Genomic DNA, 25378 nt, shown 5'->3' with positions numbered 1-25378 from the left:
GACTCAAAAGCTACACCGATATGGAAAACTTATCTCGCGATGGGATTTCCCCCGTCCCCATGTGTTGTCCCTGGTCCCGGCCTCCCCCCACGGGCGTACGGTCATTTGACGCCGACCACGATCGAATGGGCCCCGGCCAGGTGGCGCACCCGGCTCTCCTCGAACCCGGCCTCGGCCAGCCAGCGCCGGCAGTCCGCGCCCGTGTAGTCGAAACCGCCCGTGGTCTCTATGAGCATGTTGAGGCTCATCAGCAGCCCGGTCAGGTTCTCCCGCCGGTCGTCGTCGATCAGCGACTCGTGGACGATGACGGCGCCGCCCGCGGGCAGCGCCTCGTACGCCTTGCGGAGCAGCATGCGCTTGGTGGGCAGGTCCCAGTCGTGCAGGATCTGGCCGAAGATCAGCACGTCGGCGGTGGGCAGCGGCCCGGTGAAGAAGTCGCCGCCGGTGAAGGAGAGGCGGTCGGCCAGCCCGCTTCCCTCCAGACGGCGGTGGAAGTTGGGGGCGACGGCCGGCAGGTCGAAGCCGATGCCCGCCAGGTGGGGCCGCATGCGCAGCAGCTGGGTCAGCAGCCCGCCCTCGGCGCAGCCGATGTCGGCGACGGTGCGGCGCTCGGACCAGTCGAAGGCGTCCGCGAGGGCGTGGGCGGAGCGCGCGGAGAGGCTGGTCATGGCGTGCTGGAACTCCGTGAGCCGGTCGGACTCCTCGTAGAGGGCGTCGAAGAGGTCGCCCTCCTGGCACTTCTTGACCTCGTTCTGCGGCTCTCCGGTGCGCAGCGCTTCGGTGAGGGTGCCCCAGAAGTCGTAGAGGCGGTTGTCGGCCATCTCCAGGAAGCCGCCGATGTAGGTGGACTGGCCGCGGTCCAGATAGCGGGCGGTGGTAGGCGTGTTGGCGTAGGTGCCATAGCCGCCGTCGGGGCCGTCGTCGGTGCGGTGCAGCATGCCGAGCGCCACGAGCGCGTCCAGGAAGTCGCGGGCCGAGCGCGGGTGCAGTTCGAGCCGGGCGCGCAGTTCCTCGTACGGCAGGGCCCCTTCGGCCAGCACCGTGAACAGGTTGAGGCGGACCGCGCTGAGCAGGACCTTCGCCGCCTGGAAGCCGAGCCCGACTTCGAGGATGCGGTCGGGGGAAGCGGTTCTGTCCCGCTCAGTGCGTGGGTACTGCATGGGGGCTCTCCTCGTGGGCGTCAGTGGCGAACGGCCGGGTTCGGCGATCACTGCGTCCTACCCACTCGGTCCGTTCCGACTACCTCCAGCAGCCGGTCCACGTCGGCTTCGGTGTTGTAGAGGTGGAAGGCCGCGCGGAGGTTTCCGGCGCGGTCGGAGAGCTGGATGCCCTGGTCGGCGAGGTGCGCGGCCCGGTGGCCGAGGCCGGGGACGGAGACGATGGCCGAGCCCTCGGCCGGTACAGGCGCGAGGCCGAGCCCGGCCAGGCCGCGGCGGAAGCGGTCGGCGAGGGCGCGGTCGTGGGCGCCGATGGCGTCGACGCCGAGCTCCTCGATGAGGGCGAGCGAGTGCCGGGCGGCGACGTACGAGCAGAGGCTGGGGCTCTCGTCGAAGCGGCGGGCGGAGCGGGCGAGTTCCTCGACGGGCCCGTAGCAGCTGTCCCAGGGCCTCTCGCCGGAGACCCAGCCGGCGAAGAGGGGGGTGAGCGGGGTGGTGGCGGGGTCGGCGGGGGTGGTGAGGAAGGCGGTGCCGCGTGGGCAGAGCAGCCACTTGTAGCAGACTGCCGCCGTGTAGTCGTAGGCGTTCGCGTCCAGCGGCAGCCAGCCGGCCGACTGGCTGACGTCGATGAACGTACGGGCTCCATGGGCCCTGGCCGCGGCCGCGATGGCGTCGAGGTCGGCGATCCGGCCGTCCGCGGACTGGACGGCGCTGACGGCGACGAGGGCCGTGCCGGGCCGTACGGCGTCGGCGATCTTCTCCAGCCGCATGGTGCGCACGGTGAGGTCGGGGCGCATGTGGAAGGGGTTGACGAGGGAGCTGAAGTCGCCCTCGGCGACGAGGACTTCGGACCCGGGCGGCAGGGACTGGGCGATCAGTCCGCTGTAGACGGCGACGGAGCCGCCCGCCGCGACGCGCTCCACCGGCACGCCGACGATGCGGGCGTAGGAGGCGCGCGCCGCCTCCACCGCCTCGAAGTGGACGGTGAGGGGGCGGCCGGCGGCCGTGTCCTCGACGGCCCCGGTCATGGCGGTGACGGCGGGGGCGGGCAGCAGGCCGGCGGAGGCGGTGTTGAGGTAGGTCGTCTCCGGTGCGAAGTGCGTGCGGGAAAGATTCTCCATGGTGGCGACTATGGGTGGCGGACCGCCGCCGCGTCCACGGTCGTTCACCGGACCGAGGGCGCGTACGGCGGATGGAGGGGCTTGCGGGGGGGAGCACGTACGGCGGGTGCTTATGGGGAGGGGCTTGCGGGGGCGCGTACGGAGGGGGCTTACGAGGAGGGGCCGAGGGTCAGCCCCCGGCCCCTGCGGCTCTACGGGCCCGCCGGCCGCGGCAGGGTGAACTCGTCGCCGAGGCCGAGGCGGCGCAGCACCGCCGAGATGTGCCGGTGCAGCTGCTCGCGGGCCTCGCCGCCGTGCCCCGCGCTCATGGCCAGGGCGATGGCCTCGTGCTCGGCGATGTCGTCCGCCGCGTGGCCGGGGCCCACCGTCGAGGCGGCGGAGACGCGCAGCCCCTGGTCCCAGAGGGCGGCGTGCATCGAGGCCAGGACCGAATTGCCGCACGCCTCGACGAGTCCGGTGTGGAAGGCGCGGCCGACGACGAGGGCCTGCGCGGACGAGGGTGACGGGCTCACCGGCACCTCTTCCTCCACCTCGCGCAGCCGCTCGCCCAGCCGGCGCAGCTCGTCGTGGCCGCGCGCCGCCACGGAGTCCAGCGCGAACAGCTCGATGAGCAGCCGCGCCTCCATCACGCACCGGGCCTCGCCCAGCGATACGGGCACCACCAGCGCGCCACGCTCCGCGACCAGCTGGAGGTAGCCCTCGTCACTCAGCCGCCGGAACGCCTCCCGCACCAGGTCCGCGTCGGCCCCGAGCCGGTCGGCGACGGCCCCCACCGAGAGGACCGCGCCGCTGAGGAAGGTGCCGTCGAGCACCCGTGCCCGCAACTCGGCGTGGACGCGGTCCACCGGGGGGTTCTCCTGGGACATATGTCCAGTGTGCACCTATGTGGCCCACGCCACGCTCGGCACCGGCCCCAACCGGGTGGCGCCGCGGGGCGCGCCCGTACGCCCGTACGGACACGCCGCTCACCGCACCGGGCGCACTCGCCGAGCAGCGCGCTTCCCGGTAACGTCCCGGCGCATGACGCACCCCCGTGACCTACGGCAGACAGGGCGTACGCGGCGGTACTGGGAGTCCACCGGGGCCGCCCACACCTTCACCCATCCGCTGGATCCGGAGCTGCTCGCCGCCCATCTGCCCGCGGAAGGCCGGATCCTCGACTACGGCTGCGGCTACGGCCGACTGGTCCTGGAGCTCACCGAATTGGGGTACGCCGACGTCCAGGGCGTCGACCCGTCGGCGGCGCTCGTCGCCCGCGGCCTCGCGGACCACCCGGAGCTGCGCCTGACCCGGCTGCGGGAGCTGCCGCTGCCGTTCGCGGACGCGTCGTTCGACGCGGCCCTCCTCTTCGCCGTCCTCACCGCCGCCCCCGACCCCGTCGCGCAGGAGGCGGCGGTCGCGGAACTGGCCCGGCTCGTACGGCCCGGCGGCGTCGTGTACGTCAGCGACGTGCCGCTCCAGACCGATGAGCGCAGCCGCGCCCGCTACCGCGAGCAGGAGGCGAGCACCGGCACGTACGGGGTCTTCCGCATCGAGGACGGCGGGACCTTCCAGCACCAGCCGCTGGAGCGGTTCCACGAACTCTTCGGCCGCCATGGTTTCGCGGTGGCCGAGGAGAGGAGGGACGTGACGCCCACTCTCGACGGCCACACGGACCTCAGAGTCCAGCTGATCGCGCGCCGCGCCGCCTAGATCCCGACGTCCCGGCGCCCTGGCACCCCGGTCTCCCGGCACCCCTGCGTCGGACCCCCGCCTGCCCTCCGGGCGAACGGCGGGAGTCCGGTGCCGGGGCCTAGCTCCCGGGGCGGCCGTCCACGCGGCGCGGCAGCCCCAGCGGGTTGTCGTCGCGCAGCTCGGGCGGGAGCAGCGCGGCGGGGGTGTCCTGGTAGACGACGGGGCGCAGCCAGCGCTCGACGGCGGTGGCGCCGACGGAGGTGGCGGTGGAGGTGGTCGCCGGGTAGGGGCCGCCGTGGTGCTGCGCCTCGGTGACGGAGACGCCGGTGGGCCAGCCGTCCACGAGCACGCGGCCCGCCAGCGGTACGAGCGCGGCGAGCAGTTCCGCGGCCTGGCCGGCCCCGTCGGCCTCGTCCGCGCCGAGGTGGACGGTGGCGGTGAGGTTGCCGGACAGCTGCCCGAGCACCGCGCCGATCTCCGCCTCGTCGGTGTAGCGGGCGACGACGGTGACGGGGCCGAAGCACTCCTCCAGCAGGAGTCCGTACGCGCCGCCGGAGGCGAGGAGGTCGGCGGGCACCGCGAGGAACCCGGCGCTGACGGTGTGCTCGCCCGCCGGGCCCGGGACCACCGGGGCCTGCACGCCGGGGAGTTCGGCACGGGCCCGTACGCCCGCCGCGAAGGCGTCCCGCATCCGGGCGTCGAGCAGCACGCCCGCGCCGGTGCCGCCGACGGCGTCGGCGAGGGACTTCAGCAGCCGGTCGCCGGCCTCGCCGGCCGGGGCCAGGACGAGACCGGGCTTGGTGCAGAACTGGCCGACGCCCATCGTCATGGCCCCCGCGAGCCCCGTGCCGATCCGCTCGGCGCGCTCCTCGGCGGCGGCTCGGGTGACCACGACCGGGTTGAGGCTGCCGAGTTCGCCGTGGAAGGGGATGGGGCGCGGCCGGGCGGCGGCCGCGTCGAACAGGGCCCGCCCGCCGCGCACCGAACCGGTGAAGCCGGCGGCCGCGACCAGGGGGTGCCGCACCAGTTCGAGGCCGGCGTCGAAGCCGTGCACCACCGTGACGACGTCCTCGGGCAGCCCGGCCGCGACGGCGGCGCGGCGCAGCAGGGAGCCGCACAGTTCGGAGGTGGCGGGGTGGTCGGGGTGGGCCTTGATGACGACGGGGCAGCCGGCGGCCAGCGCGCTCGCGGTGTCGCCGCCGGGCACGGAGAAGGCCAGCGGGAAGTTGCTGGCGGCGTAGACGGCGACGACGCCGAGCGGCACCTTGTAGCGGCGCAGGTCGGGGCGGGGCACGGGGGCGGCGTCGGCGTCGGCGTGGTCGACGATGACGCCGAGGTAGGCGCCCTCGTCCACGGCGTCCGCGAAGGCGCGGAATTGATACGTGGTACGGGCCAGTTCGCCGGTGAGGCGGCCGGCGCCGAGCGCGCTCTCCGCGTCGGCGGCGGCGATGAGCCGCTCACCCGCCCCGTCGAGGAGCTCGGCGGCGCCGCGCAGCAGGGCCGCGCGTGCGGTGCGGTCGGCGAGTGGCGCACGGGCGGCGTGCGCGGCGCGTACGGCGCGGTCCACGTCGGCCGGGCCCGCTTCCTCGGCGACCCGCTCGCGCTGCTTCCCGGTCCGGGGGTCGACGCTCCACACTGGTGCTGTCACCGCGGGCTCCTCCTGCTGGTTGCGGTTCGCACACCGGGTGTTGTTCGATATGCTGAACGCTGTCCCTGATGATGAATATCCTGGGGACTCTATGGCGGGTCGAACAGAGGGGTCAAGGGCGATGTCAGCTGCCGAGACGGGCGGAGCCCAGGTCAAGTCCGCGGTCCGCACGGTCGAGTTGCTCGAATTCTTCGCCGGCCGGCCGGGCATGCACAGCCTCGCCGCCGTCCAGGAGGCCGTGGGGTACCCCAAGTCCAGCCTGTACATGCTGCTGCGCACCCTGGTCGAGCTGGGCTGGGTCGAGACGGACGCCACGGGCACCCGGTACGGCATCGGCGTCCGCGCCCTGCTGGTCGGCACCTCCTACATCGACGGCGACGAGGTGGTGGCCGCCGCCCGCCCCACCTTGGACCGGCTCTCCGACGACACCACCGAGACCATCCACCTCGCCCGCCTCGACGGCACCAACGTCGTCTACCTGGCCACCCGCCAGTCCCAGCACTATCTGCGCCCCTTCACCCGCGTCGGCCGCCGGCTCCCCGCCCACTCCACATCACTGGGCAAGGCGCTGCTGGCCACCTGCACCGACGAGCAGGTCCGCAAGCTGCTGCCCGAGACCCTGGCTCCGCTGACCGAGCACACCATCACCGACCGCGAGCAGCTGATCGAGGAGCTGCGCTCCATCCGCGAGCAGGGCTACGCCGTGGACCGCGAGGAGAACACCCTCGGCCTGCGCTGCTTCGGCATCGCGATCCCGTACCGCACTCCGGCGCGCGACGCGATCAGCTGCTCGGTCCCGGTGGCCCGGCTGACCCCGGCGCACGAGCAGATGATCAAAGACGCCCTCTTCGACGCCCGCGACCGGCTGACCCTGGCGACCCGGCGCCTCTGAGACCGCGCGCGGAGCGGTGACGACGGCCGCGAGGAGGACCGGCCGCGGCCAGTTCACCCGCCCCGGTCGACGCGCAGCAGGCCGTAAAAAGTTCCCGAGCCCCGGCTTACCGGTGTAGGGGCCCATTCCACTCAAGCGTTCGGGTGCGGACGGTCTCGTCCGGGCTGTCCGGCTGGTGGTGCGGCGACTCCCTGCTTTCCGGCCGTACGAGCCCTGACCGCGCCGCGCACGCGGGTGACCGTTCCCGCGCCCGCACGCAAGCGGTCATCTCCGCGTACGAGCGCGGGCCCCTCGCTCCGCGCCGACGGCCGCCCGGTAACGCGGCGTTCAACCGCACGCCGTAAGGTCTGCACATCAACGCGGGCCGCGCAAGGGGGAGTTGTGGCCCGCTCATCATGCCGATCGCGCCCTGGAGTGCCCCTCATGTCCGGCTTCCCGCCGATTCGTACGCCCCGTTCACCGTCCGGCTGGACCATGGCGGTCTTCGGGACCCTCGCCGCACTGCTCGGCGTGGTGGGGCTCGTCGCTCCGGAGTCCCTGATAGCGGCGATGGGCCTCAATCCCCTCGGCTCCGCTCACCGCGCGCCGATCGACCACACGCGTACGTTCATCACGGCGTCGTCGATGGCGGCGCTGAACATGGGCGTGTACTACGTGCTGGCGGCCTTCGCCAACTGGCGCGCCTTCTTCATCTGGACCGTCCCCTTCCGCATCCTGACCTGCGCCGTCTTCACCCTCGCCGTCCTCTCCGGCCGCGCTCCAACCCCCTTCATAGGGGTCGGCCTCTGGGAGGGCGCGGGCGCCCTGGCCACGGCGATAGCCCTACGCGCCGAACACCGCCGCCGCCTCGCCACCCTCTCGGAACCGGCCCTGCGGCCGCACGGCTGACTACGCCGCGCAGTCGCGTACCGCCTTCGCCAAGCGGGCCGCTTCCGGGGCGTCGCCGCCCGGGAAGGCGAAGCGTTGGCGGTTGTAGCCGAAGGCCAGGGCGGCTCGGGGGTCGGCGAAGGCCACTGAGCCCGCCGCGCCCCCGTGGCCGAAGGAACCGGCGCCCAGGAAGGGGTAGAGGTCGTCTTCCGCCTGGAAGCCCAGGCCGAAGGACATGTGCTCGCGGGCGACCAGGTCGTAGCCGACGGAGTGGATCTGAGCGAACTCCGCCGCCGTGTCCGGCTTGAGGAGCGGGGGCTTGCCGTCGAGTTCGCCGATGACGGCCGCGTACATCCCCGCCAGGCCCCGCGCGGAGGCCATGCCGCCGACGGAAGCGGGGCCGCCGGCACGGACGACGCGGGAGTTGGGCAGCACTTCGAGGGGGATGGAGGTGGCGACGTGGGCGTTGAAGGCTATGCCGCTCAGGCTCTCCGGCCCGGCCGCCGCCGCGTCCAGTTCGCGCTGCTGCTCGGGCGTCGGGTCCATCGGCAGGGTCGGCAGCACCCGGTGCTCCTGCTCCTCGGGCAGGCCCATGTAGAAGTCGAGGCCGTACGGAGCGCGGATACGGGCCTCGTAGAACTCCTGCATCGTCAGGCCCGTGACGCGCCGCACGACCTCGCCGGTGAGCGCGCCGATGACCAGGGCGTGGTAGCCGAAGGCCGTGCCCGGCCGCCAGTACGGGCGCTGGCCGGCCAGCCGTTCGGCGATGCGGCGGTCGTCGGCGAGTTCCTCCAGGGAGAAGCCGTCGTCGGCTCCGATGACCCCGGCCCGGTGGGCGAGCAGGTCGCGCAGGGTGATCCGCGCCTTGCCCTCGGCGCCGAACTCGGGCCAGTAGTGGCTGACTTCCTCGTCGAGGTCGAGGGTGCCGTCCTGCACGAGCAGGGCGACGGCGAGGTGGGCCGCGCCCTTGGTGGAGGAGAAGACGCCGGTGAGGGAGTCACCCGTGATCCCCGGTCCGCCCCACAGGTCCACGACCTGGCGGCCGCCGACGTAGGCGGCCAACTGCGCGGCGTGGCCCTCGCGTTCCTCCGCCAGCGTGGCCGCGAACTCCTCGCGGACGGGCTCGAACCCCTCGGCCACGGTTCCCTGCGGTACGGACTCGGTCGGCATGGCGTGCTCCTCGCTCAATTGGCTGATCCGTGCTGTCGGCATCGGATGCAGCCGCGGTCGGCGCGGGGATATTCCGCCGGCCGCGCCCCAGTCGCACCCCCAGTCGCACCCCCGGCCGCGCCCCGGTCCCGTGCTCGCCCCGTCGGCTCAGCCGATCCGCTTCAGCGCCGCCCGCACCGCCGCGAGGTCGGCGGCGGAGGCCAGCCCCGCGTGGTACAGCCGCAGTTCACTCGCGCCGAGCGACACCGCGTGTGCGGCGTCGGCGGCGAGGGTGCCGGGGCTGCCGCCCAGGCCCGAGACGACGGTGAAGTTCGCGGCGACGGTGGTGTCCTGGCCGGCGAAGGGGCGCAGGACCGATTCACGGGCGGCGTCGGGGCCCGTACAGGGGAGCACGACGCCATCGGTGTGGGCGAGCACCTCGGCGGGGACGACGCCCGCGTTGGCGCCGCAGCGGTGCGGGGCCGGGTCGGCGTGGAGCATGACCCGGAAATCGGGGCGGCCCGCTCCCGCCGCGCCGCGTACGGCCGCCGCGCACTCCCTCTGGAGGGCGGCGGCGGTGGAGTCGCGCCAGGCGCGCGCGGCCTCGGCGAGGTCCGGGCCGAGGAGTTCGCGCACGCGGGCCCACTCCCCCGCCCGGTCGGCCGCGCCCGCCGCCGCCTCGCCGGACCAGTACGGCCGCAGGGCCCGTACGACCGTGGCGCGCAGCTCCTCGGGGTCCGCGCCGTGCTGGGAATAGCCCGCGGCGCAGGCGTCGCAGAAGCACAGCGACATCAGGTACTGGCCCGCGCCGTCCAGCTCCACCCCGCCGGTCTTGTCGTGGGCGTGCAGGTGCGCCAGGCCGTACCAGCCGCAGGATTCCAGGTCGGTGCCGCTCGCGCCGGGGCGGGTCGCGGCCTCCGCCGCCAGGTCGACCAGGTACGTACGGACCTCGGGCCGGGCGATGCAGGGGGCCCAGGGGTAGCGGTCGCCGTACGCGTTGCGCACCGAGGTGCGCGGGTGGTCCTCGCCCAGGCGGGAGTTGTGCGCGAGGACGACCCAGGTGTGCACGTCGAGCCCCGCGTCGGCCAGCGCGCTCGCGGCCTCGGCGAACGGGTCGGCGCCCGCCGTCCACGTCTGCTCGTACGGGCGCAGCTCCCGCCCGCGCCAGCGGTCCGCGTCCGGCGGGTAGAGGACGGCGGCGTGGCGGGCGGTGACGATGCGGTGGTGCGGGTGACGGGGGGTCAGGGCGCGGGTGGAGTGGTAGGCGGAGGCGAGAGTGACGCGCTGGACGCCGAGGTCCGCGACGCGGCGCGCGGCGTCCGGGTCGCCGACGACGTCCCAGGGGTAGAGGAAGGCGGCTGCGATCACTTCGACGCTCCGGCGGCGCCTGATATCCCTGCGCCGCCTGCTGCCGCGGCGCCTGGCGCTTTGCCCTCGCCGGTCGTCGCGTCGGCCAGCAACGCCAGCCCGCGCTCGATGAGTTCGGCCAGTTCCTTCACATGGGCGGGGGTCGGTTCGGTGAGTGGCGGCCGGACCTCGCCGACGTCGAGGCCGCCGAGGCGGACCCCTGCCTTGACGAGCGAGACGGCGTAGCCGCGCCCCTGGTTGCGGAGTTCGACGAGCGGTACGTAGAAGCCGTCGAGGAGCTTGGTCACCAGCGCGTCGTCGCCCGTGGCGAGGGCGCGGTGGAAGGCGAGGGCGATCTCGGGCGCGAAGCAGAAGACGGCGGAGGAGTACAGGCGCACGCCGATGGCGCGGTAGGAGAGGCCGGTGAGTTCGGCGGTGGGCAGTCCGTTGAAGTAGAGGAAGTCCCTGCCGGGGAGTTCGGTGCGGACCGCGCTCACGATGCGCTGCATCAGGTCGAGGTCGCCGTGGCCGTCCTTGAGCCCGATGATGCCGGGGGTGCGGGCGAGTTCGACGACGGTCTCGGGGGTGAAGATCGCGTTGTCGCGCTGGTAGACGATGACATCGAGGGAAGTGGCCGCGGCGAGCGCGGTGTAGTGGCGCAGCAGCCCTTCCTGGCCGGGCACGACGAGGTACGGGGGCATGGCGAGCAGGCCGTCGGCGCCGGCTTCCTCGGCGTGCCGGGCGTACTGCTCGGCGAGCGCGGTCCCGTAGCCCGCCCCGGCGATGACCGGTACCCGGCCGTCCGCCTCCGCGACGGCGGCGGCGACGCACGCGCGGAACTCCTCCGCGGTCAGGGCGTGGAACTCCCCCGTGCCGCAGCACGCGAAGACCGCGGCCGCGCCCGCGTCGACGCCCGCGCGCACATGCGCGCGGAACGCTTCGAGGTCGAGCCCGCCGTCGGGTCCGTACGCGGTCACGGGAAAGAACAGCAGGCCGTCGAGGCGCTCGGCGAGTGCGGCAGAGGTCACGGGCTCTCCCTGGCGTGTACGTGCACGTTTCTGATTAGTGTCCATATCTCTGAACGCGGCTACGCTAAGGCAGCCCGCCGGAACCGGTCAAGTGCCGGGCGCTGCGGCCGGACAACCGGATTGCGCCACTCCGCCGGTGGGCCGCTGGCGCTCCGCCACCGCGTGGCCTTCGGCCGTACGGACCGGGGCGCGCCCCTCGCCCCATACGCGGAGAGGGCCCCGTACGCGCGGAGAAGCGTCCCCCGCCTGTCCCCGGCCGAGATGCTGCTGCCCCCTCGCCTCGTACGCGCGGAGAAGCGCCCCGTACACAGGGCAGGCGGCTCACGGGCGCGGGCGTGGCTCGCTCAGCCGGAAGCCGCGGCGGCCATCTCCACCCGGTCGCTGTCGCCGTCCGAGAGGAATGACGCCAGCGCCTGCCCTTCCGCCGCGACGGCGGCGCGTTCGGCTCGGGAGAAGGCGCGCAGCGGGGCGACCGTCACCGTGCCGGCCTTGGCGGTCCAGGTCGCGGCGACGCGCCCGCCGACCAGGACGACGCGGGCGCCGGCGACCGAGAGGCCGCGGTGGTCGTCGTCGATGATCCGGCCGCGGTCGTGGAATCCGAGGATCGCGTTGTCGAACGCCGGGAGGAACCGCACCGGGGCCGGCGTGTCGGCGTCGGGGCGCGGCGCGTCGGGCAGGTCCAGCAGCTCCCGGCCCCGCTCGTCGCGGAAGCCGACCAGTTCCGCGCGTACCGCGGCGACCGCGGCCGGCAGCCCGGCGAGACCGCACCAGGCGCGCAGGTCGGCCGAGGCGGCGGGGCCGAACGCGGCCAGGTAGCGGCGTACCAGCGCCTGGCCCACGGGGTCGGTCCCGTTCGGGGCGGGCGGGTCGATCTCGCGCCCGAGCCATGAGGAGAGCAGAACGTTGCGCACCCCCGCCTTCGTGCGCCAGAGCCCGCGCGGCGGCAGTTGCACCACTGGGACGAGGGCGGGGATCAGCATTTCGCCCAGCGCCCGCGGCCCCGGGTCCGGCCAGCGGTCGGCGAGCGCCCGCGCGAGTTCGGTCGTCGAGCGGGGCTCGTCGTCGGCGAGGACCGCCCGGCCCGCCGCGGCGAGTTCGTCGAGGTCGACCCCGTCGAGCTCGCGGCGGTAGTTCCCGAGCACCCGTTGCCGCAGCATGGCGCCGTGGCGGGCCCGCCAGGCCAGGGCGTCGGCGGCGGTGACGAGGTGGACGGTGCGGCGCATGAGGTGGGTCCGCACCACGCGCCGCCCGACGAGCAGGTCCGAGAGGTCCGCCGGGTCGAACGCGCGCAGCCGCGACCAGAGCGCCACGAACGGTTCCTGCGGCTCCTGCGCCTGGAGCCCGCCGAGGTGCGCGACGGCGTCGAGGGCCGGTACATCGGCGCGGTCGAGCAGCAGCTGCCGGGCGAGGGTGGCGCGGTTGAGCGCCCGGGCGCCGAGGACGGTGGTCATCGGATCACCCGCCCAGGGACAGCGGTCCGGCGGCCGGGCGCTCATCCGCCTGTTCGTCCACCCGTTCGCCTGACCGCTCGTCCGCCCGTTCGTCCGCCCCGTCTGCCCGCTCGGCTGCCCGTCCGTCTGCCCGTTCGTCCGCCCGCTCGTCGCCGAGTCCGCGCGCCGCTGTGGTCAGCGCGCCGCGGGTGGTCGGGAGCGCGGCGGCCGGTTCGGCCGGCTCGCCGTCGGGGGCTGGGCGGGGCCTGGTGGTGGCAGTCACAGGGTCCGGGTCCTTCCGGTCGTTCTCGTTGTGCGGGCAAGCCCACCGTCGCAGAGGAAGCGGACAGGTTGTGGCCGCTTCCTGGGGGAGGATGGGAGCCATGCCGAAGACATCAGCGCGACTGCTGTCACTGCTCTCCCTGCTCCAGGCGCGCCGCGACTGGCCGGGGGCGCTCCTGGCCGAGCGGCTGAGCATCAGCCCGCGCACCGTACGCCGTGATGTCGACCGCCTGCGTGAGCTCGGCTACCCCATCGCGACCGTCAAGGGGCCCGACGGCGGCTACCGGCTCGGCGCCGGGAAGGAGCTGCCGCCGCTGCTGTTCGACGACGAGCAGGCCGTGGCCCTCGCCGTCGCGCTCCGGATCGCCGCCACCACCGGCGTCGGCATCGAGGAAGCCGCGGCGCGCGCGCTGGCCACGGTCCGGCAGGTCATGCCCGCCCGGCTGCGCAACCGCATCGACACCCTCCAGGTCACCGCCGTCCAGCGGCCCGCGGCCCGGCCGGCCCCGCGGGTCGACAGCGGTGTGCTCATGACGCTCAGCGCGGCGGTCCACGCCCGCGAAGTGCTGCGCTTCGACTACACCTCCGCCGACTACACCTCCGCCCCGCCGGGCGCGGGCGGCGACGGTCCCGCCACGGCTCCGCCGCGCCGGGCGCAACCCCATCACCTCGTCACCTGGGGCGGGCGCTGGTACCTCGTCGCCTGGGACCTCGACCGCGAGGACTGGCGCACCTTCCGCGCCGACCGGATCACGCCGCGCTCCCCCACCGGGCCGCGCTTCACCCCGCGCGAACTGCCCGGAGGCGACGTGGCGGCCTTCGTGGCCGGCAGGTTCCGGGGCTCCGGCGGCTCCGGCGGCCCCGGCGACTGGCCCTGCCGCGGCGAGGTGGTCCTAGACCGGCCCGCCGCCGACGTGTACCGCTACGCGCACGACGGGCTGGTCGAGGAACTCGGCCCGAACCGCTGCCGGCTCACCCTGGGTTCGTGGTCATGGGCCGGCCTCGCCGCCGCCGTCGGCAGCTTCGACGCGGACATCGAGGTCGTCGGCCCGCCCGAACTCCGGCACGCCTTCGCACACTTGGCCCGCCGCTACGCCCGGGCCGCGGCCGAGACGGCTGCGACGGCCGAGACGACTGCCACGGCCGCCGCCGACACGGCCGAAGCACCCGGCGCGCCGCCGCCCCCGGCCCGGGCCCCGGGCCCGCCCCGATGAGAGCCGGGCGCCCTTCCTCGACCCCGCTTCAGTACGTAGGGGCAGGTGGCGCGCGGGCCGGAGGCGGTGCCGCGGCTACTCCTCGGTGCTGCCGTACGGCCGGGTGATGATCTCCATGCCACGGTCGGTCGGCCGGCCAGCCGGGTCCAGGAAGTACAGCCCGCGCCCGCCGTGGTGATGGTTGATCTCTCCAGGCCGCATCAGCCGCGTATCGGCGTAATACGTGATCCCGACCTGCCGGATACGGGCGAAGGCGGCGCCGAACTCCTCGTCGGGGACGAGGAACGCGTCATGCCGCATGGCGATCGACTCCGCCGGGACGGCGGCGAAGTACCGTCCGGTCCGCATCTTGACCGCGGTCGCCACCGCTCCTTAGCGTGTCCACACATCTGAATGGCGTCCGCACATGCAACCGCCCCGCCTTGAGGAGAACCGCCCATGCCCGCTCCCCGCACCGTCCTGCTCACCGGCGCCGCCGGCGGCCTGGGCACCTTGATGCGCGAGTTGCTGCCCGCGTACGGCTATGCGCTCCGCCTCTTCGATGTGCGGCCCATCGACGGCGAACCGGACGCCATCACCGCCGACCTCGCCGACAAGGAGGCGCTGCGCGAGGCCGTACGCGGCGTCGACGCGGTCATCCACCTCGCGGGCATCTCCCTGGAGGCCCCGTTCGAGAAGATCGTGCGCGCCAACATCGAGGGCACGTACAACCTTTACGAGGCCGTACGCGAAGAGGGCGTGCGCCGCGTCGTGTTCGCCTCCAGCAACCACGCCGTGGGCTTCACCCCGCGCCCCGCGACCACCCCGGCCGAGCCCGGCTCCCTCATCCCCGTCAACACCGAGCGCCGCCCGGACACTTACTACGGCCTGTCCAAGGGGTTCGGCGAGGACCTCGCCTCCCTCTACTGGGACCTGCACGGCATCGAGACGGTCTCCATCCGCATCGGCTCCTGCTTCCCCGAGCCGATGTCGGTGCGCATGCTCTCGGTCTGGATGAGCCCCGCCGACGGGGCGCGCCTGCTGCACGCCGCCCTCACGGCCGACGGCGTCGGGCACACCGTCGCCTACGGCAGTTCCGCCAACACCCGTCTGTGGTGGGACCTCTCCACGGCGCGCGCCCTCGGGTACGAGCCGCAGGACGACTCGGAGCCCTTCGCGCCCGCCCTCGTCGCCGCCCAGGGCGAGCTCGACCCCGCCAACCCCGACCACGCCCACCTCGGCGGCCACTTCTGCACCAACCCGCCGATCTGGAGGTACTGACCGGCCGACAGGCCGGCGCTCTCGCCACGCGACCCCTTCGCCCCCGGGGCGGACCCGGCGGACCCGGCGACCCCGGACCCGGACCCGGACCCGGACCCGGCGAAAGGATCGCGTTAGTAATGGAACTGCAAAGCGGGGCCGCTCGTTACCCGGGACATGACCGCTATGACACCCGGCTCGAACATCTCACTCTCCGTCGCCCGTGTGACGGTGGACGTCACCGCTCCCGTGCGGCTCGACGTATCGGGCCTGCTGCTCACCGCCGACGGCAAAGTGCGCTCCGACGACGACTTCGTCTTCTACAACCAGCCCAGCGGGCCGGGCGTGACGCACCGCGCCGGCGCCGGCGGGGCGGGCGACTCGATCACGGTGGACACCGCGGCCGTGCCGCCCGGCATCGAGAAGATCGTGGTGACCGCGAGCCTGGACGCCGCGGGCGCCACCTTCTCCGGTACGGAACCGACGGCGACGCTGCGCAACGCCGACGACGGCTCCCCCCTCGCCACGTTCACCCCGCCGCGGCTGGGCGCGGAGACGGCGCTGGTGGTCGTCGAGGTCTACCGGCGGGGCGACGCCTGGAAGGCCCGCGCGGTCGGTCAGGGGTACGCGAACGGACTCTCCGGGATCGCCACGGACTTCGGCGTGAGCGTGGAGGAACCGGCGGCCGCACCCGCCCCCGCCCCCGTACAGGCGCCCGCGCCCACCGGCCCCGCGGCGCCGCTGCCCCCGCCCCCGTCCGTACAGGCCCCGCAGCCGCCGCAGGCCCCGCAGCCCGTACAGCCGCCCTCGGCACCCCCGGCCGGGCCCGGCGCGGGGAAGGTCAGCCTCGACAAGGGCAAGGTCAGCCTCCAGAAGAACCAGACCGTCTCGCTCGTCAAGGGCGGCCAGCCGCTCATGCGCTCGGTGAAGATGGGCCTCGGCTGGGAGCCCGCGTTCCGCGGCAAGGACATCGACCTCGACGCGTCCGTCATCGCCTACGGCCCGAACCGCAACATGATCGACGCCTGCTACTTCGGCAAGCTCCAGATCCTCAATGGCGCGATCCAGCACTCCGGCGACAACCTCACCGGCGAGGGCGCGGGCGACGACGAGTCCATCACCGTGCACCTGGGCGGCCTCCCGCCGGAGGTGACCGGGCTGGTCTTCACCGTCAACTCCTTCAGCGGCCAGAAGTTCAGCGAGGTCGCGAAGGCGTACTGCCGCCTGCTGGACGCCCAGACCGGCGAGGAGCTGGTGCGCTTCGACCTGACGGGCTCGGAGCCGAAGACGGGCGTGCTGATGTGCAAGCTGATCCGCCAGTTCTCCGGGGAGTGGGACATGACGGCCATCGGCGACTTCGTCAAGGCGCGCACGGTCCGCGGGCTGACGAAGCCCGCCGCCGAGGTGCTGTGACGCCCACCGGATAACCGGCTGACGGCCGTATGTGAGGGCCGCGCTCGACCGCTGAGCGCGGCCCTCACGTCTGCCGCCTCCAGGGGGGGGCGGCGTGTCACGAGTTCGCGGGCGGCCTCCGGTGCTGTGCGCGGTGACGGCGTACGGCGTCGTTGTTGGAGCATCGGAGGGAGCAGTAGGCGCGGCGGCCGTTGCGGGAGACGTCGACGAATACGTGGTCGCACTCCTCGCGGGCGCACCGCCCCAACCGGTCCGGGGACCCGAAGCACGCGACGTAGGAGAGTCCGGCGGCGGTGACGGCCCGGATGTGCGCGGCCGGATCGGCGCCCTGGGAGCTGTAGTGCAGGTGCGGGGTGCCGTCGTGCAGGGAGATGTACGGGCGGCTGGCCGAGTCCGCCAGCAGGGTGTTGATCCTTTCGCAGCGCCGGTCGAGCGGCTGCGGCCCGAAGCAGTCGCCGAGCCGTCGGCTCCACTCCCAGACCCGCCGGGCCTGCGCCGGGGTGAGGAGGCGGTCCGCTATGCCGTGTGCGTCCAGTACGGGCTCCAGTTCGTGTGGCTCCCACGGGGCGCTGCTGTTGGCCAGGGCGGCGGCCAGCCGGGCGGCCTCACCGCCGTAATGGTTGAAGTGCACTGAATGATTACAGCATGGTGGTGACCGGGCCGCCCGTGGCCTCCCCGACACAGGAGGCCCATGTCCGAGCACCGCTATGCCGGCCGATTGCCCCTCGTGCTCGTACTGGGGCAGATGTGCAGCCTCCAGGTGGGCGCCGCCGTGGCCAAGGGCGCGTACGACCAGGTCGGGGCCACGGCTCTGGCGGGGATGCGGCTGTTCTTCGCCGCCGTCGTCATGTGGGCGGCCGTCCGGCCGCGCCCCCGGCGGGCCGATGGGCCGCAGTGGCGGGCCGCTGTCGCTCTCGGTCTGGCGCTCGCCGCCATGAACGTCGCCTATTTCCAGGCCATCAGGTATCTGCCGATCGGCGTCGCCTCGACGGTGGAGCTGCTGGGGCCGCTGACGCTGGCGGTCGCCCTGTCCCGCCGCGTACGGGATCTGGCCGCGGCCCTGCTGGCGCTCTTCGGCGTGCTGCTGCTGACGGCTCCCGGGCAGTCCCTTCCGGCGGCGGGGCTGCTGCTCGGTGCCTTGGCGGCGGTCTGCCGGGCCGGGTATGTGCTCCTCAGTCGGCGGGTGGGGCAGCGGTTCCCGGACGGGAGCGGCCTCGCGCTCGCCCTGGCCGTCGGCGCGTGCGCGCTGGCCCCGGTGGCCGCCGCGACCGCCGGGCGCGCGGTGGTCGCGCACCCCGGCGTGCTGGGCATCGGGTTCCTGGTCGCGGTGTTGTCCTCGCTCATTCCGTACTCCCTGGACATGGCCGTTCTGCGCCGTGTCGGCGTCCGCGCCTTCGGGGTACTGCTGTCGCTGAGCCCGGCCGTCGGCGTCGGCGTGGGTGCGCTGCTGCTGCACGAACGTCTTACGGGCCGTCAGATCGCGGCCGTCGCCCTGGTCGTGGCGGCGACGGCCTGGTCGATCGGGGGGCCGGGCGGCGGTGACAGCGGCCCTGGCCCCTCCGGCGGTCGTCGCGGCAGCAGCAGCCCCTCGGACCGCCCGTCGCACCGACCGGCCCGGAGTTCCCGCTTCCGTTCCCGCAGTTGAGGGCGCGCCCGACGCTTCCGTTCCCGCAGTTGAGGGCGCGCCCGACGCTTCCGTTCCCGCGGTTGAGGGCGCGCGCCCGACGCTTCCGGCACGCCGGACGCGCTCGCGGACCCGGTCCCTCCGGCGCGCTCGCGAGCCCCGGACACCGCGCGCGGCCCCGCGCGTATGCCCGTACGGACCGGATTCCAGCCATAAGAAGATGTGGCGTTGGTCGCACCCGTGGCCTTGGACGCCTTGTGCCGCAGGGTGTTGGCGAGTGGGCCCCGCCGCCTCGCCGAACGCGCCGCGCAGTCGGTCGGCAACGGCGCCGCCAGAGCCGCGAACCGCCGCGTGAGCAGGGCTTTTACGACACCGGGGCAGTTCGCCCGATCGACGCGCGAACTGCCGCCAACGGGACGGAAGGTGCCGTACGGGCCGTACGGAAGCGCGCCGAACGGTCCGCCGGAGGGCGGCTGGAGGGCTCCCGGGCGATCTCGCGCCGCGCATAGCGGGGCGCGTTGTCAGTGCCTGCCCCTAGCCTGTATTCATGCCCACCCACCGTCCCGACCCCTCCGTCGCACGCCCGAATGCCGCCGAACTGAACGCCGCGATCCACGCCCTCTGGTCATCCGCCGCGCGCCGAGGAGGCGTTCTGACCTCCATGGAGCGCCGCGAGTACGAGCGGCTGCGCCGGGAGTGGCTGGCGACGATGGGCCAGGAGCGGTGCGCGGCCCTGGCCTGACCGGGGCCGGTGGCGAGGGACCGGTGACCGGGGCCGGTCGCGAGGGGCCAGTGGCCGAGGGTTTGGTGACCGAAGCCCGGCGGCGAGGGTTTGGTGACCGAGGCCCGGTGACGAGGGCCAGTGGCCTAGGGCGTTTCTGATGGCTCTTGGCCTGTTGGGTGATCTTGTGGCTGGTCGGGCAGGACGCCTCTATGGTGCGGCGGCATGAGCTCACGGATGCGCAGTGGCAGAGGATCGAGTCCCTTCTGCCTGTCAACGGCAGGCCGGGCGGGCAGTGGGCGGATCACCGCAGAGTGGTCAACGGGGTGCTCTTCAGGGCCCGGACCGGGGTTCCCTGGCCTGACCTGCCCGAACGGTACGGTCCCTGGCAGACCGTCTACGAACGGCATCGGCGCTGGTCGGCCGACGGCACCTGGCAGGCCCTCCTCCAGGAACTGCAGATCGAGGCGGACGCCGGGGATCCGGACGCGGGACATGCCCGCGAGGCGGCCCGGGGGGAGTGGGCGCTGAACATCGACTCGACCTCCTGCCGGGCACATCAGCACGCCGCCGGAGCGCCGCACAGGCCGCCGGCCGACTACCCGCAAAAGGGGGCGGGTCCCGTGAGGAGGACGATGGCCGGGAGGCGCTGGGACGCTCACGGGGCGGGCTGACCAGCAAGGTCCACCTCCTGGCGGACGACCGGGCCCGCCCGCTGGTCTGGCTGACCTCACCCGGCCAGCGGGGCGACAACCCCATGCTCGTCCCGGTGCTGGAGAGGCTGCGGATCGGACGGCGCGGACCAGGGCGCCCTCGCGTCCGCCCGGACCGCCTGCGGGGCGACAAGGCGTACTCCAGCCGCGACACCCGGGCCTACCTGCGGAAACGGCATATCAAAGCCACCATCGCCCAGCCCGACGACCAGCGCGAACACCGCCGCCGACGCGGACGGTCCGGCGGCAGGCCCCCAGCCTTCGACAAGGCCCAGTACCGCCGCCGCAACGCTGTCGAGCGGTGCATCAGCAAGTGGAAGCAGTTCCGTGCGGTCGCCAGCCGGTACGACAAACGCGACTACATCTTCAATGGCACCCTCACCATCGCCGCGATCGCCATCTGGCTCCGCGACACCGTCCAAGAGCCATCAGAAACGCCCTAGCCCAGGCGGCCGATGGGCCAGTGGCCGAAGCCCGGTGGCCACGGTCCGGCGCCCGGCTGTCGGGCCGCCATGGCGCGGGCCGTCACGGCGCGGGCCGTCACGGCGCGGACCGTCAGGCGACCGCGCGGGCCAGCCGCCGGTAGGAGTCCTGGAGTGCCTCGCGGTCGTACGAACTGGTGGTGACCAGCACCTCGTCGGCGCCGCTGCGCTCGACCACCGAACCGAGAGCGGCGGTGGCCTCCGCCTCCGTGCCGTGGATCTGGCCGCGCAGAGCCGCCGTGTAGTGCTCGCGCTCCTTCGCCGTCATCCCCGGCTCCAGCGCCTCGATCTCCTCGGCCGGCAGCAGCGGCGGAAAGACCCCCTGCGTACGGGAGCGGGCGAGCGAGTACGCCTCCGGGAACAGCAGGCGGCGGGCCTCCTCCGTCGTCTCCGCGACGGCCACGGTGCCCGAGATGACGACGTACGGGGCCGCCAGCCACGGGGACGGCCGGAATTCCGCCCGGTAGTGCCCGATCGCTTCGAGCATCCGGTCCTCGCCGCGGAGGTCGCCGATGACCAGGGCCGCCCCGGCGGCTGCCGCGAGCCGGGCGCCGGAGGCGTTGGCCAGCACGAAGACCGGCACCCGCAGCCCCTCGGCCGGCTGGGCGTGGACCTCGGGGTGTACGCGCCGACCACCGGTGAAATAGCCGGTCAGCTCGGCCAGTTGGTCGGCGAAGTCGCGGGTGGCGTCCTTGCCGGCGCCCAGGGCCCGCCGGATGCCGTCGGTGAAGCCGACCGACCGGCCGAGCCCCATGTCGATACGGCCGGGGAAGAGCGATTCGAGGACGCCGAACTGTTCGGCGACGACCAGCGGACGGTGGTTGGGCAGCATCACGCCGCCGGTGCCGACCCGGATGCGCGAGGTCGCGGCGGCCACCGCGGCGGCGAGGACCGTGGGCGCCGAACCGGCCACTCCGGGCACGCTGTGGTGCTCGGACACCCAGAACCGGCGGTACCCGAGCTCCTCGGCCAGCCGCGCCAGGCGCACGGTGTCCCGCAGCGCCTCCCCCGGCTCCCGCCCCTCTCGGGTGCGGGAACGGTCGAGGATGGAGAGCGGGGTGGTCCGCAGTACCGAGGTCACACCCGTATCAACAGCGGCGGGCGCTCAAGATTCCCGCGGGCGGGCGGGGGCTCTGCCCTGGGGCCCCCTCCCGGAGAACGGCAGGTCAGCGGTGGCGATGACCCTGGCGCCGCCACGGGCCGGTGATCGCCAGCATGATGCCGGGCTCCTGGATGTTGGCGAACAGCGTCCGCTCGTCCGGGGAGAAGGTCACCCCGGTGAACTCGCTGTACGCGGGCTTGTCCGCGGTGCCGATGTTGAGCTCGTTGCGCGCGATGGGGTACGTGCGTCCGTCGTCGAGCGCCCCGAAGAGGTGCTGCACGCCCTCGCCGTCCTCGGCGATGACCAGCCCGCCGTAGGGCGAGACCGTGATGTTGTCCGGGCCGTCGAAGGCGCCGTCCCGCTCCGGGTGGGCGTTGACGCCGAGGCGCACCTTGAGCGTCAGGGTGCGCCGCTTCGGTGCGTAGAACCAGATCTGCCCGTCGTGCTGCACGGGGCTCTCCTGGCGGGCGAACGAGCAGACGACATAGACGCCGCCATCGCCCCACCACATGCCCTCCAGCTTGCGGGCGCGCGTGATCCGCCCGTCCGCGAACTGCTTGCGCACCGAGACCGTCCGCGCGTCGCGGTCCGGCACGTCCACCCAGTCCACGCCGTAGACCGTGCCCGGCTTCGTGGCGCGCGCGAGGTCGTCGACGAACCGGCCGCCGGAGTCGAAGCACTTGAACGCCTGGAGCACGCCCGCGTCGTCGGCCAGCCGGCGCAGCGCCCCGTGCCCGTGCTTGAAGCCGTGCGGCGGTACCCATCGGTAGAACAGCCCGTTCGGACCGGCGGCGTCCTCGGTCAGGAAGACATGGCCGCGCTGGGGATCGACGACGGCCGCCTCGTGCGCGTACCGGCCGAACGCCTTGAGGGGCCGGGGGCCGTGCCCGGCGCGCCGGTCGTACGGGTCGACCTCGAAGACATAGCCGTGGTCCTTGACCATGCCGTTCTGGCCGGCCTTGTCCTCGGTCTCCTCGCAGGTCAGCCAGGTGCCCCACGGGGTGCGGCCGCCCGCGCAGTTGGTGGAGGTGCCGGCGATGCCGACCCATTCGGCGACATGGCCGCGGCCTCGGGGCCCGGTGCCGGGGGCGCCGACCTCGACGACCGTGCAGCCGCCCGCGGCCGCCGGGTCGTAGACCAGGCCGTCGGTCAGCGGCACCGGGTGCGGCCACTTGGCGCGCGGGCCGCCCAGTTCGTGGTTGTTGACGAGCAGCGTCACTCCGCGCCGCCCCTCGAAGGCGGCGGTGCCGTCGTGGTTGGACGGGGTGGGCTCGCCGGACTCCAGCTTGGTGACTCCGGCGCGGGTGATGACGCGGTACGAGAACCCGGCGGGCAGGGCGAGCAGCCCGGCCGGGTCCGGGACGAGCGGCCCGTAGCCGGGCCCGTGGCGGCGATCGTGCTGGTCGGCGGTTCCGGCCGTGGCCTCCCCCGCGGCCTCCCACTTGTCCACTCCCGCGTCCGCTTCCGCGGCGAGGGCGCCGGGCGCGGTGGCGAGCACACCGGCGCTGCCGGTCAGCACGACCCCGGCGCCGGTGTACGCGGACCGCTTCGCGAAGTCTCTGCGGCTGATAGGGCTGATGCGGCTGATGCGGCTGATCGTCATCTTCGTCTCCAGGGATGGCCGGATCTGTCGCTCGGTGGCTCGGTGGTTCGCTGACTCGGTGGTTCGGTGACTCGGTGACTCCGTCGCTCAGCGCCGTACCGGCCAGGCGGTGGGCCGGTGGCGGCGCTCACCATGCCGCCCCGCGCCGAACGCCGGTTGAACGGAGCGCGACATCCACGCCGACTTTCGACGGGACGTACCTTTTCTCAGCCCCGGCAGCCGCCATAGAACCATGACAAAGAAGGTCATCAAAGGCATCTGCCCAGCAATGACTTGATTGCCCGCAGAACCCCTTGACCGTCGACCACCCCGGCAATAGACAGTCCCTTACCTGCATCACCCGTCAGGAGCACGCGCGACGCGCGACTCCCACCGAGTCCGGCCCCCGCCCTCATCAGGACCGGGCTCCACGCACACACGGTCCCGCACACCGTGCATCCACATGCCCGCGCGGGACCAGGATCGGGGAAGAGGTGGTTCGGCGTGAGCCGGCCCGAGATGATGCGAGGACCCACCGGCGGGCAGGTCAGTGACTCCTCCCGCCAGCAGGCGATATCCGACTTCCTGCGCCCGCAGGCACCGGTCGCCAACGTCGTCGGCTTCGGCCACGGCGTGAAGTGGACCGACGGACAGCCCACCGGCCAGGAAGCGGTCCTGGTCTTCGTGACCCAGAAGGTTCCGGAGTCGATGCTGGCCGAGCGGGACATGATCCCGCCCCAGATGGACGACGGCACCCCGACCGACATCGTGGCCGTCGGCCACGTCGCCGCCCAGCGCCAGCGCCAGAGCGGCCGCCCGATGTCGGGCGGCGGACGGCAGGACAGCTCGTACGCCCCGGACGGCGGCGGCGCCTCCGAGTCCCTGTCGCGGCTCTCCCAGCCGCTGCTGGACGAGATCAGCCGCGAGCTCGGCTCCTTCGAGCCGCAGACCCTCAAGCGCAGGATGCGCCCGTGCCCGTCCGGCTTCTCCGTCGGGAACGTGCAGGTGACGGCCGGCACGCTCGGTTCGGTCGTGTACGACTTCCTGCCGGGCGCGACCACCGACCCGCCGGGGCCCGGCCTCGGCATGCCGAACAAGTTCTACATCCTCAGCAACAACCACGTCCTGGCCGACTCCAACCGCGCGCAGCGGGGCAGCTCCATCGTGCAGCCCGGCGTGTTCGACGGCGGCCAGGACCCGGCGGACCGGATCGCGACGCTGGACCGGTTCATCACCATCCAGTTCGCGCCGCAGACGCCGCTGGAGCAGCAGAACAACGTGGTCGACTGCGCACTCGGCGAGGTGGAGTTCCAGGACGCCACGCGCCAGCAGTACTTCAGCGGAGCGCCGCGCGCCTGGCGCCGCAAGGCCAATGTGGCCGTGGGCGACCTGGTCAAGAAGACGGGCCGGACCACCAACCTCAGCCTGGGCCGGATCATGGCCGTCGACGCGACCATCGACGTCAACTACGGCACGGCGGGCACGGCGCGGTTCAAGGACCAGATCCTCACCACCAACATCTCGGCGGGTGGCGACTCCGGTTCCCTGGTGACCTCGCTGGACAACGTCGCGCTCGGTCTGCTCTTCGCGGGGTCGTCCGTCGTGACGGTCCTCAACCACATCGAGAACGTCCGCGCGCTGCTGCGCGTCGAGATCTCCGAGCAGCTGGCCTGACGGGCGGAGGAGCCATGACAACGTCGTCTCAGAAGAAGAAGGGCCACGGCCGCTCCGAGCACCGCTTCATCAACCCGCAGGGCGCCGAGGTCAAGACGAGGGACGAGGCGTTCGCCGCACCGTCCCTGGACGTCTCGGCCGAGGCCCTGATGACGACGGCGAAGCTGACCCTGCACAACGGTGCGGTGACCTTCGCCATGGAAGTGCAGTACAACCCCAACACCTACCCGCACGTAGTGAGCGGCGGCCGGATCACGTCCGGCATCTGCGGCGCGCCGTGGGAGATCACGGGCGGCTCCGTCGGCCAGCAGCTCAGGCTGGACGCGAAGCGCTCCGGGCAGGGTTCGTGCGCCAACACCATCACCATCGTCGGCGAGTTCCAGAACCCGCCGGCGTACCGCGGCACGTACGGCTTCGACGGAGCGTCGTCGTCGTTCAAGCACACGACGCGGTACGAGTGCTGACACCGCCTCAGTCGCCGGGCGGGGCCCAGATCCAACGGGCCCTGCCCGGCGACCTGCCCGACACTTACGGGCAAGCCGCACCCCAAGCCCACACCAGCAGGGCAAGCCGCACCCACCAGGCCCGCCCGCCGATCGAGGACACCGCACCCCCGAGCCCCGCCGAATCCAGCCCGCCCGGCGACCCGAGGGCACCACTCCACCGGATCTGCCCTACCGGCCAAGCCCCGCCAAAACCAGCCCGCCCGGCGACCGATGGCACCGCACCCCCGAGCGCGCCCTGTCAACCGAGCCCCGCCGAATCCAGCCCGCCCGGCGATTGAGGACACCACTCCACCGGGCCTGCCCCACCGGCCAAGCCCCGCCAAAACCAGCCCGTCCGGCGATTGAGGACACCCACCCACCCGCAGAGCAAGCCGCACCCACCGAGCCCGCCCGGCGATTGAGGGCGACCCTCGGGGGGGGGGGGGGGGGGGACCCCCCCCCCCCCCCCCCCCCACCCCCCCCCCCCCCCCCCCCCTCCCCCCCCCCCCCCCCCCCCCCCCGGGGCCGGCCGCG

At 73.6% G+C, this 25378-nt stretch carries 23 protein-coding genes and 1 pseudogene; 11 read left to right on the top strand and 13 right to left on the bottom strand.

Annotated features, from left to right (window positions below; genetic code table 11):
- Positions 1-101 precede the first annotated feature (101 nt).
- The 3 genes from AC07AB_RS17110 to AC07AB_RS17100 form a co-directional block, all read right to left on the bottom strand.
- On the bottom strand, positions 102-1160 hold the full coding sequence (locus AC07AB_RS17110; RefSeq protein WP_478566880.1) for a methyltransferase: 1059 nt from the start codon (positions 1158-1160) through the stop codon (positions 102-104).
- 47 nt (positions 1161-1207) lie between these two features.
- Positions 1208-2278 (bottom strand): aminotransferase class V-fold PLP-dependent enzyme, encoded by a 1071-nt coding sequence (locus tag AC07AB_RS17105; RefSeq protein ID WP_478566877.1) that lies wholly within the window; start codon positions 2276-2278, stop codon positions 1208-1210.
- A gap of 191 nt (positions 2279-2469) precedes the next feature.
- The gene (locus AC07AB_RS17100) at positions 2470-3144 is read right to left on the bottom strand and encodes a GntR family transcriptional regulator (RefSeq protein ID WP_478566874.1); all 675 of its coding nucleotides are present in this window, start codon (positions 3142-3144) and stop codon (positions 2470-2472) included.
- A gap of 154 nt (positions 3145-3298) precedes the next feature.
- Between AC07AB_RS17100 and AC07AB_RS17095 the strand changes: the two genes are divergently transcribed.
- A complete protein-coding gene (locus tag AC07AB_RS17095; protein ID WP_478566871.1) occupies positions 3299-3970 on the top strand; it encodes a class I SAM-dependent methyltransferase in 672 nt (223 codons plus the stop codon).
- Positions 3971-4070: 100 nt separating this feature from the next.
- On the opposite strand, the gene AC07AB_RS17090 is transcribed toward AC07AB_RS17095, so the two are convergent.
- Positions 4071-5600, bottom strand: coding sequence for an aldehyde dehydrogenase (NADP(+)) (locus tag AC07AB_RS17090; protein ID WP_478566868.1), 1530 nt, complete (start codon positions 5598-5600; stop codon positions 4071-4073).
- 121 nt (positions 5601-5721) lie between these two features.
- Here AC07AB_RS17090 and AC07AB_RS17085 point away from each other — a divergent pair, with 121 nt between their 5' ends.
- Both AC07AB_RS17085 and AC07AB_RS17080 read left to right on the top strand, forming a co-directional pair.
- The gene (locus AC07AB_RS17085) at positions 5722-6492 is read left to right on the top strand and encodes an IclR family transcriptional regulator (RefSeq protein WP_478566865.1); all 771 of its coding nucleotides are present in this window, start codon (positions 5722-5724) and stop codon (positions 6490-6492) included.
- 423 nt (positions 6493-6915) lie between these two features.
- Positions 6916-7380: a hypothetical protein gene (locus tag AC07AB_RS17080; protein WP_478566862.1), complete on the top strand. Its 465-nt coding sequence runs from the start codon at positions 6916-6918 to the stop codon at positions 7378-7380.
- On the opposite strand, the gene AC07AB_RS17075 is transcribed toward AC07AB_RS17080, so the two are convergent.
- The 5 genes from AC07AB_RS17075 to AC07AB_RS17055 all read right to left on the bottom strand — a co-directional run bounded on the left by AC07AB_RS17075 (position 7381) and on the right by AC07AB_RS17055 (position 12596).
- Positions 7381-8529, bottom strand: a complete 1149-nt coding sequence (locus AC07AB_RS17075; protein WP_478566859.1) for a serine hydrolase domain-containing protein — start codon at positions 8527-8529, stop codon at positions 7381-7383. It lies immediately after the preceding gene.
- 147 nt (positions 8530-8676) lie between these two features.
- The gene (locus tag AC07AB_RS17070; protein ID WP_478566856.1) at positions 8677-9876 is read right to left on the bottom strand and encodes a hypothetical protein; all 1200 of its coding nucleotides are present in this window, start codon (positions 9874-9876) and stop codon (positions 8677-8679) included.
- Positions 9873-10883: a 5-dehydro-4-deoxyglucarate dehydratase gene (locus AC07AB_RS17065; protein ID WP_478566853.1), complete on the bottom strand. Its 1011-nt coding sequence runs from the start codon at positions 10881-10883 to the stop codon at positions 9873-9875. Before AC07AB_RS17065 ends, AC07AB_RS17070 begins: the two co-directional genes overlap by 4 nt.
- Positions 10884-11227: 344 nt before the next feature.
- Positions 11228-12334: a winged helix DNA-binding domain-containing protein gene (locus AC07AB_RS17060; protein ID WP_478566851.1), complete on the bottom strand. Its 1107-nt coding sequence runs from the start codon at positions 12332-12334 to the stop codon at positions 11228-11230.
- Between the two features lie 4 nt (positions 12335-12338).
- Positions 12339-12596: a hypothetical protein gene (locus AC07AB_RS17055; protein WP_478566849.1), complete on the bottom strand. Its 258-nt coding sequence runs from the start codon at positions 12594-12596 to the stop codon at positions 12339-12341.
- Between the two features lie 100 nt (positions 12597-12696).
- Between AC07AB_RS17055 and AC07AB_RS17050 the strand changes: the two genes are divergently transcribed.
- Positions 12697-13809, top strand: a complete 1113-nt coding sequence (locus AC07AB_RS17050) for a helix-turn-helix transcriptional regulator (RefSeq protein WP_478566846.1) — start codon at positions 12697-12699, stop codon at positions 13807-13809.
- A 75-nt stretch (positions 13810-13884) separates the two neighbouring features.
- Here AC07AB_RS17050 and AC07AB_RS17045 read toward each other — a convergent pair.
- Positions 13885-14139: pseudogene (locus tag AC07AB_RS17045) on the bottom strand (VOC family protein); the annotation flags it as partial.
- 108 nt (positions 14140-14247) lie between these two features.
- Here AC07AB_RS17045 and AC07AB_RS17040 point away from each other — a divergent pair.
- Both AC07AB_RS17040 and AC07AB_RS17035 read left to right on the top strand, forming a co-directional pair.
- Positions 14248-15069 (top strand): NAD-dependent epimerase/dehydratase family protein, encoded by an 822-nt coding sequence (locus AC07AB_RS17040; protein WP_478566843.1) that lies wholly within the window; start codon positions 14248-14250, stop codon positions 15067-15069.
- Positions 15070-15225: 156 nt separating this feature from the next.
- Positions 15226-16461, top strand: coding sequence for a TerD family protein (locus AC07AB_RS17035; RefSeq protein ID WP_478566840.1), 1236 nt, complete (start codon positions 15226-15228; stop codon positions 16459-16461).
- 97 nt (positions 16462-16558) lie between these two features.
- On the opposite strand, the gene AC07AB_RS17030 is transcribed toward AC07AB_RS17035, so the two are convergent.
- The gene (locus AC07AB_RS17030; protein ID WP_478566838.1) at positions 16559-17092 is read right to left on the bottom strand and encodes a CGNR zinc finger domain-containing protein; all 534 of its coding nucleotides are present in this window, start codon (positions 17090-17092) and stop codon (positions 16559-16561) included.
- 60 nt (positions 17093-17152) lie between these two features.
- Between AC07AB_RS17030 and AC07AB_RS17025 the strand changes: the two genes are divergently transcribed.
- The 3 genes from AC07AB_RS17025 (at position 17153) to AC07AB_RS17015 (ending at position 19962) form a co-directional block, all read left to right on the top strand.
- Complete coding sequence (locus tag AC07AB_RS17025) at positions 17153-18106, top strand: EamA family transporter (protein WP_478566835.1); 954 nt, start codon at positions 17153-17155, stop codon at positions 18104-18106.
- Between the two features lie 526 nt (positions 18107-18632).
- Positions 18633-18827: a hypothetical protein gene (locus tag AC07AB_RS17020; RefSeq protein WP_478566832.1), complete on the top strand. Its 195-nt coding sequence runs from the start codon at positions 18633-18635 to the stop codon at positions 18825-18827.
- A gap of 191 nt (positions 18828-19018) precedes the next feature.
- A protein-coding gene (locus tag AC07AB_RS17015; RefSeq protein WP_478566829.1) for an IS5 family transposase occupies positions 19019-19962 on the top strand; the annotation gives its coding sequence in 2 pieces (ribosomal slippage) (positions 19019-19441 and positions 19444-19962; 942 coding nt in all).
- A 112-nt stretch (positions 19963-20074) separates the two neighbouring features.
- Here the strand turns inward: AC07AB_RS17015 and AC07AB_RS17010 are convergent.
- Together AC07AB_RS17010 and AC07AB_RS17005 are read right to left on the bottom strand one after the other, a co-directional pair.
- On the bottom strand, positions 20075-21082 hold the full coding sequence (locus tag AC07AB_RS17010) for an MsnO8 family LLM class oxidoreductase (RefSeq protein ID WP_478566826.1): 1008 nt from the start codon (positions 21080-21082) through the stop codon (positions 20075-20077).
- Between the two features lie 85 nt (positions 21083-21167).
- Positions 21168-22706, bottom strand: coding sequence for an alkaline phosphatase PhoX (locus AC07AB_RS17005; protein ID WP_478566823.1), 1539 nt, complete (start codon positions 22704-22706; stop codon positions 21168-21170).
- 483 nt (positions 22707-23189) lie between these two features.
- On the opposite strand from AC07AB_RS17005, the gene AC07AB_RS17000 reads away from it, so the two are divergent.
- Both AC07AB_RS17000 and AC07AB_RS16995 read left to right on the top strand, forming a co-directional pair.
- Positions 23190-24359 carry a chymotrypsin family serine protease gene (locus AC07AB_RS17000; protein ID WP_478566820.1) on the top strand — a complete coding sequence of 390 codons (1170 nt, stop codon included), beginning with the start codon at positions 23190-23192 and terminating at the stop codon, positions 24357-24359.
- A gap of 14 nt (positions 24360-24373) precedes the next feature.
- Positions 24374-24823: a hypothetical protein gene (locus AC07AB_RS16995; protein WP_478566817.1), complete on the top strand. Its 450-nt coding sequence runs from the start codon at positions 24374-24376 to the stop codon at positions 24821-24823.
- Positions 24824-25378: the final 555 nt, after the last annotated feature.

The organism is Streptomyces sp. NPDC044033 (assembly GCF_056434425.1).
This window is presented reverse-complemented; position numbering and strand designations above follow the sequence as displayed.